Origin of the sequence: Desulfosalsimonas sp., from assembly GCF_046483245.1 — a bacterium.
Classification (GTDB): Bacteria; Desulfobacterota; Desulfobacteria; order Desulfobacterales; family Desulfosalsimonadaceae; genus Desulfosalsimonas.
In genome coordinates this window covers 24,740-31,920 of the sequence record NZ_JAWODO010000009.1, presented here as the reverse complement: position 1 = coordinate 31,920, position 7,181 = coordinate 24,740, and the positions used below count along the sequence as shown (strand labels likewise).

Below are 7,181 nucleotides of genomic sequence, written 5' to 3'. Positions count from 1 at the left end.
AGCCAGTTTAAAGCCTCCTGGACACTGTCGAGAACGCTGTCCTGCTCCCGCAGATACTGAAACAACTGAAACTTCTCCACCGGAAGCATGACGCCCTTTGGCAGGTGCCCGCGAATTCTGCGCTTGATGGCATCGGCTTCATGCTCGATGCGGATGACTTCCTGCCGGTGATCCTCGAACACCTCGCATCTTGAGGAGGCATAGCACTCCATGGCCTGCTGGAAAGCCCAGGCGCATTCTTTGACCTTCTCGGCATGATCCCGCAAGGCGTCAAAGGGGGATGTAATAAACAGGGAAAAAAACGGAATACGCATGAAAACGCCTCCTTCGAAGGATGATTACAAAATCCGGGAAATAATTTTAAACAACACCATGCTGGTGAAAGCAGCCATGGGCACGGTTAATACCCAGTATAGCATAATCCGAAAAATAACGCTAAAATTCACGGCTTCCAGCCCCCTAGCCAGGCCGACACCCAGGACGCCGCCCACGGCTGCATGCGTGGTTGAAACCGGCAGCCCCATTTTGGAGGCCAGCAAAACGGTTGTGGCGGCGGCAAAGTCCACGGAAAATCCCCGGCTATTGCTCAGGGTGGTGATTCGCTCGCCAACCGTACGGATCACACGGGCACCGCCCATGGCGATGCCTGCGGCAATACCCACGCCGCCGAACAGCAGAAGCACGTATGGAACCGGAACTGTCTGCCCGGCCTCTCCGGTTGTCACCAGAAAATAAATCAGGGCTAGCGGGCCGATGGCATTGGCCACATCGTTGGCGCCCTGGGCCAGGGCAACGTAGCAGGAGGTCCCGATCTGAATGCGCCGGAAAATGCCCTCTGCGCCCTCTTCGCCGGTGCGTACGTTTCTGAACCAAAGCAACAGGTGTTTTCCCAGAAAACCGAGCAGAACAGAACAAACCAGTGCGCTCGAAAAGGCCATGGGCGTGCTCAGCGCCAGGTTTTTACCCAACGGGGTTTTGAACACAAAGGACATGATGACCACAAACACAGCCATGCCGATAAAAAGAGGCGAAAACCGGAAGGCCGTGCCTACAGGATCGGGCCGGGACAAAATAATCCGAACAATAATCTTAAACATCACAAAGGCGATCACCATGCTAAACACCGGGGAGATCACCCAGCTGGCCACCACCGCCCCCAGACCGGCCCAGTTGATCACAGAAAAACCGCCCGTGACAATACCGAATCCCACCATGGCCCCCACGATGGAATGGGTGGTGGACACCGGCAGGGATTTCCAGGTGGCAAACGACACCCAGAGGGCTGCGGCCAGCAGGGCGGATAAGGCACCGACCAGGGCAACATGCGGGTCATTTAATATATCCGGTGAAACAATGCCCTTGCGGATGGTATCGGTTACATGAGAACCAATAAAAGCCGCACCCACAATATTCAAAATGCCGGCAATGAAAATGGCCTGCCGAAGCGTAATCGCCTTTGCACCCACGGCCGAGGCCATGGAATTGGCCACATCATTTGCCCCGATGTTCCAGGCCATGTAAAACCCGATGGTAAACCCTAAAACCAGAATGACATATTCCATGGGCCTGTTCTACCTATAACTATTTTTATTATCAGGAAAAATCACTTTGCCAAAAATCGAGGTGTCCTGTTTTTTTTGTGTAGTGCTCCCATAACACACCCAGCCTCGGCGTTCAAGCCGCAAAAACCATTTCCGTCCTGCGCCGGCAAACAGACCTTCCGTTTTCGTTCATGGCCTGACCTTCATGTTCTTTTTCGGCCGGCAGCCCGGTCTGAACGGATCGGCTTGACGGGCGCAGTCGTGCGTATTAATGTAATTGTTCATATTTTTACCCCATTCACAATATAGGAAAGCTGCCGTGAAAAAAACAATGAAACCTGCGTGGAAAATTCTTCTTTTTGGCATTCTAACTGTCATGCTGACAGCCGCCGGCTGCCGGACACTGGTTCCCGGCCGGGTTCCGCCGGAGACGCCGCAAAACCAGACCAGCGGCTGGGCCCATGAACAAAGCGACCTGTCCCCTGATCCCGAACTTATCTTCGGAAAACTGGACAACGGGTTTTCCTATGTGCTCATGGAAAACCAAAAACCCGAAGGCCGGGTAAAAATGCACTTGAACGCGGATGCCGGATCATTTCACGAAACCCCGGAGGAGCGCGGGATCGCCCATTTTCTTGAACACATGCTTTTTGCCGGCACCCGCAACTTTCCATCCGGCGAACTGGTGAAATACTTCCAGCGCATCGGCATGAAATTCGGCCCGGATGTCAACGGCCGCACGGGTTTTTACAACACCACCTATGACATTGACCTGCCCCGCGGCAATGAGAAGGATATAGACGAAGGGCTTTTGGTCATGCGCGATTTCGCATCAGAAGCCCTGCTGGAGCCCGGGGAAGTCGAAAAGGAACGATCCGTTATCCTGGCTGAAAAACGAACCCGGGACACCCCGGATTACCGAACCTTCAAAGAAACCTTGCGCTTTGAGCTGCCCGATACCCGAATTGCCGAACGCATGCCCATCGGCACCCGCCAGACCATTGAAAACATCAACCAGCAGATGCTGGAAACCTTTTACCATACCTGGTACCGGCCTGAGCGGCTCACATTGATTGCCGTGGGCGATTTTGACCCGGAGACCATGGAAAATCTGATTGAAAAACGCTTTTCCGGCCTTGCCGAAAAGGCTCCGGAAAAACCAGAACCGGAATTTGACGATTTTGATCATGATGGGCTCAAGCCTTTTTACCACCACGAACCCGAAGCCGGCAGCACCAGGGTGGCCATTGAAACCCTGACCCGCGATCCACAACCGGCCGACAGCAGGGATTATCAGCAAAAACAACTGCTGTCGGAAATGGCCGACAGCATTGTCGGCCACCGCCTGGACCGGCTGCGCAACGAGCAGGACGCCCCGTTTACCCGGGCCGATATTTACTCCGGCCATTATCTCAAATTTGTCAAAGCCGCGGAAATCAGCGCCAAATGCGATCCTGAAAACTGGGAAGAAAGCCTTTCCTCTATCGAGCAAACCCTGCGCCGGGCCCAGGAGCACGGATTTACAGAGTCCGAGGTCAACCGTGCAAAAAAGGAATTTGCCAATGACCTGCAACAAGCGGTCAAAAACGCTCCCACCCGAGAAAACGGACAGATTGCCGGACAACTCCTGCACCATCTGAACACCAAACGGGTTTTCCAGTCCCCGGCCCAGCGCCGGGACCTGCTCCAGCCGGTGATCGACAGCGCCACGCCGGAAAAACTGCATGAGATGTTAAAAAGCCAATGGGCCCCATCCCACCGGCTTGTGCTGGTGACCGGAAACGCGGATCTGGCAGATGACGCTGAAACCGGAAAAAAGAAAATCGCTGATGCATACCAGCAGAGCCGGCAGACCGAAGTACAGGGACCGGATGCGCAAGACGCCCTTGCGTTTCCCTATCTGCCGGCGCCATCCGGAGCAGCGGCTATCGCGGACCGGACGAAAATGGATGAAACCGGGGTGACCCGGGTCAGATTTGCAAACAACGTCACCCTGCTGGTCAAAAAAACCGATTTTACCGCCAACCAGGTCCTGACGACCGTGAGCTTCGGCCATGGCCAATCCTCGGAACCACAGGACATGCCCGCGCTTTCGGAGATGACCGACCGGGTCATCGATTCCAGCGGACTGGCAGAACTCTCAGAAGATGAACTCAGCCGGGCCCTTGCCGGCACCACTACGAAGGTTTCCTTTGACGTGGAAGAAGACAAGTTTGTGTTTTCCGCCAAATCGGTACCGGATGAAACCGAACTGATGTTTCAATTGCTCAACCATTATATACAGGACCCGGGATTCCGGCAATCGGCCCTGCGCCGGAGCGCCCGGCAGCTGACCCAGAAATACCGGTCCCTTTTCCATTCGGTCCAGGGCGCCATGGCCATCAAAGGCCAAAAATTTCTGGCCGGCGGAGATTGCCGGTTCGGATTCCCGGACCCGGAGTCCGTTGAACAGGTCGACCTGGGCGATATCCGCAACTGGATCACCCCGGCTCTGACCAAAGGGCCCCTTGAAATCGCAGTGGTGGGCGACATTGACGAAGATGCCGTCATTGACGCGGCAAGCACCTATTTCGGATCCCTGCCCCAAAGAAGGGATTTCCGGGAGTCTGCACCTGTCAGCACCCCTGAGTTTCCCAAAAACCAAGAGATTGAGTTTTCCGTGCCCACACGCATCTCCAAGGCGCTTCTCGTGACCGCCTATCCCACCACCCATATCTGGGACATTCATCAGGCCCGGCGGCTGTCTGTGCTTGCCGATATTGTCTCCGACCGGATGCGCATCCGGATCCGGGAAAAACTCGGGGCCTCTTATGCCCAGGGCGCCGGCCACTCCCCGAGCCGGGCATATCCGGATTACGGCCTGCTTACCGGTTATGCGGTCATTGATCCCGACGAAATGGATACCGTTGAGCAAGCCATGGACGGGATTGCCGCCGAACTCCAGGCAAACGGAGCTACTGAAGATGAATTAAAGCGCGCCCTGGAACCGACTTTTACCCAGATTCGCGAACAGATCAAAACCAATGAGTACTGGCTGCACACCGTACTCAAGGGCGCAGGACGCCACCCGGAACAGCTTCAGTGGAGCCGCACCCTGCTCGAGGATTATACCTGCATCACCGTCGAGGAAATCAATCAGACGGCCAGGAAATGGCTAAAACCGGCGCATGCGGCCGATATCCGTATCCTTCCGGAACCCGGGGATGCAGACAACGGACCGCCCGAACCGGATGACCAATAATGACAACGGCAATTGTTGACTTTACCACATATGGCAATTCCATGGCCGAAGCCCTTGCCCGGGTTGGGGCAAACCCTGTACTGGCCGGCCAGGACCGGATCCTGATCAAGCCCAACCTTGTGACCAAAAGCCCGTTTCCGGTGACCACATCGCCCATGTGCTGCGAGGCGATTATCGATGTCGTGCGTGCCTGCAATCCGGATGCTGAAATCATCATTGCCGAAGGCACCGGAGATCCGTCCTGTGACACCATGGCCGTTTTTGAGACTCTGGGATATACCCGGCTGGCTGCACGCAAACAAATCCGGCTGGCCGACTTAAACACCGAAGACTTAAAAAAGATGAAAAACCCGGCCTGCCGGCGCCTGCCCGAGTTCTGGATGCCGGAGATCGCCTTGTCCTGTTTTATCATCTCTGTTCCCGTGTTAAAGGTCCACACTCTTGCGAAGATGACCGGAACGCTGAAAAACATGATGGGATTTGCCCCGCCGTCGCATTATTCCGGCGGCGGGGCATGGAACAAGGCCGCTTTGCACAGCCGGCTCCAGGAGGCCATTGCGGATTTAAACCGCTACCGGCAGCCGGATCTGAGTCTGGTTGACGCCTCGGTGGGCATGGCCGACTCCCACCTGGGCGGGCGGCAGTGCGATCCGCCGGTTGGAAAACTCATCGCCGGGTTTGACCCGGTGGCCGTGGACCGGGCAGCAGCCGGTCTTCTGGGTTTGGACTGGCAAGGTATCGGCCATCTCAAAAAACCGATTTGATAAGCGCCCGGATGACAAAAGCAGTCGACAAGGCCCGGCTTGCAGGCGGATAAAAAAATGCCGGCGGCTTTCCGATCACTATTGCCTGGGACGGCCGGATCTGGTATGAGGGGGCAAACCGGCGCGCAGCAAATCCTTCATGCTCCTGTTACATCCGGACAAGCGCTTGATTCAATCTTTGCAAAGGGCCTTTTATGAACAACCGAAAAAACGCATCAACCCCCCAGGCCGCCTTCATGGACCGGATCTGGGATTTTTTCGCCTCAGTGCGGCTTTCTGTGGTGCTGCTGCTAAGCTTGGCAGTCACATCCATTATCGGCACGGTCATTCCCCAGAACGCGGATCCGTCCGTATACGCCCGCAAGTTCGGGCCGGATCTTTATTCTGTGCTCGATGCGCTCAGCATCTTTAACATGTACCAGTCCTGGTGGTTCAGGCTGCTGTTGTGCCTGCTTGTCATCAATCTGGTGGTCTGCTCGGTGCGCAGGCTCAAAGCCACCTGGAAAGTCATTTTCCCCAAAAAAACCCATTTCAACCCTGACCGGTTTAAAAAGGCCGCCGGCCGCATCGAGTGGCAAGTGCCAGACACCCCGGCCGGGGACTTGAAAGACGTCATCGAACAATACATGCAAAAACGCTATTCCCACGTGCAGACCCGGCAGGAGAACGATTCCTGGTGGATCTTCGGGGAAAGGGGCCGGTGGACCCGTCTGGGGGTTTACGGCGTTCACCTGAGCGTGGTCCTGCTGGTCATCGGAGGACTGATTGGATCTTTATTCGGATTTGAGGGGATGATGAACGTACCCGAGGGTGAGACCCGCCGGACCATCACCCTGCGCAATTCCGATGAGACCCGGCAGCTGGATTTTTCCGTGCGGTGCGATGATTTTGCGGTTTCCCACTACCCCTCCGGCCGGCCAAAGGAATACCGCTCAGACATCGCCATCGTGGAAAACGAAAAAGAGGTTGAAACACACCGCCTGCGGGTCAATGATCCGCTCCGCTACAAGGGCATCAATATTTTCCAGTCCTCCTACGGGCAAAACGCCGCTGAAAAATTTACAGTGGTATTTACCGACACCGAGTCCGGGATGCGATTTGAAAAACAGGGAGCCATGGGAGAAACAGTGGATCTTCCCGCAGGTAAGGGGGAATTGACTGTGGAGGATTTTTCCGGCAATTTTGCCTTCAGGGGCCATAATGTGGGCCCGGCGTTTCTGGCAAGTCTGAATACGTCATCCGGAGAGCAGCGGCCGGTGCTGCTGCCAGTGAACTATCCCAAATTCGACCGGATGCGGGAAGGAGATTATGCCATATCCATTGAAGACGTGGAGTATACCTACTACACCGGCCTTCAGGTGACCCGGGATCCGGGGGTTCCGCTGGTATATATCAGTTTCGCCCTGATGATTCTGGCCTGTTACGTAACATTTTTTATGTTTCAGCAGAAAATCGGCATTGAGGTTCAGGACAGTGACGCCGGTGTCCGGGTTGCAGTTGGGGGCATCTCTGAGCGCAAGCGGCCCGGCATCAAAACTGCAGTGCGGCGCCTGGCTGCAAAGCTTCAAAAACAAACAAACCAACGCACGACGGGATAACCGAGTGCCAAACGGTCAAATACTGCACAGGACAAAC

At 55.5% G+C, this 7,181-nt stretch carries 5 protein-coding genes; 3 read left to right on the top strand and 2 right to left on the bottom strand.

Annotation, left to right across the window (positions count from 1 at the left end):
• A partial coding sequence (locus R6U41_RS01330) for a DUF47 domain-containing protein (protein ID WP_410268029.1) occupies positions 1-314 on the bottom strand: 314 nt, incomplete at its 3' end.
• A 24-nt stretch (positions 315-338) separates the two neighbouring features.
• Positions 339-1,562: an inorganic phosphate transporter gene (locus tag R6U41_RS01325; protein ID WP_410268028.1), complete on the bottom strand. Its 1,224-nt coding sequence runs from the start codon at positions 1,560-1,562 to the stop codon at positions 339-341.
• Positions 1,563-1,860: 298 nt separating this feature from the next.
• Between R6U41_RS01325 and R6U41_RS01320 the strand changes: the two genes are divergently transcribed.
• From R6U41_RS01320 to R6U41_RS01310, 3 genes are all read left to right on the top strand, one after another.
• The gene (locus tag R6U41_RS01320) at positions 1,861-4,782 is read left to right on the top strand and encodes a M16 family metallopeptidase (RefSeq protein ID WP_410268027.1); all 2,922 of its coding nucleotides are present in this window, start codon (positions 1,861-1,863) and stop codon (positions 4,780-4,782) included.
• Positions 4,782-5,546 (top strand): DUF362 domain-containing protein, encoded by a 765-nt coding sequence (locus R6U41_RS01315; protein ID WP_410268026.1) that lies wholly within the window; start codon positions 4,782-4,784, stop codon positions 5,544-5,546. Before R6U41_RS01320 ends, R6U41_RS01315 begins: the two co-directional genes overlap by 1 nt.
• A 194-nt stretch (positions 5,547-5,740) precedes the next feature.
• Positions 5,741-7,144, top strand: coding sequence for a cytochrome c biogenesis protein ResB (locus R6U41_RS01310; RefSeq protein ID WP_410268025.1), 1,404 nt, complete (start codon positions 5,741-5,743; stop codon positions 7,142-7,144).
• The last annotated feature ends 37 nt before the right edge of the window (positions 7,145-7,181 follow it).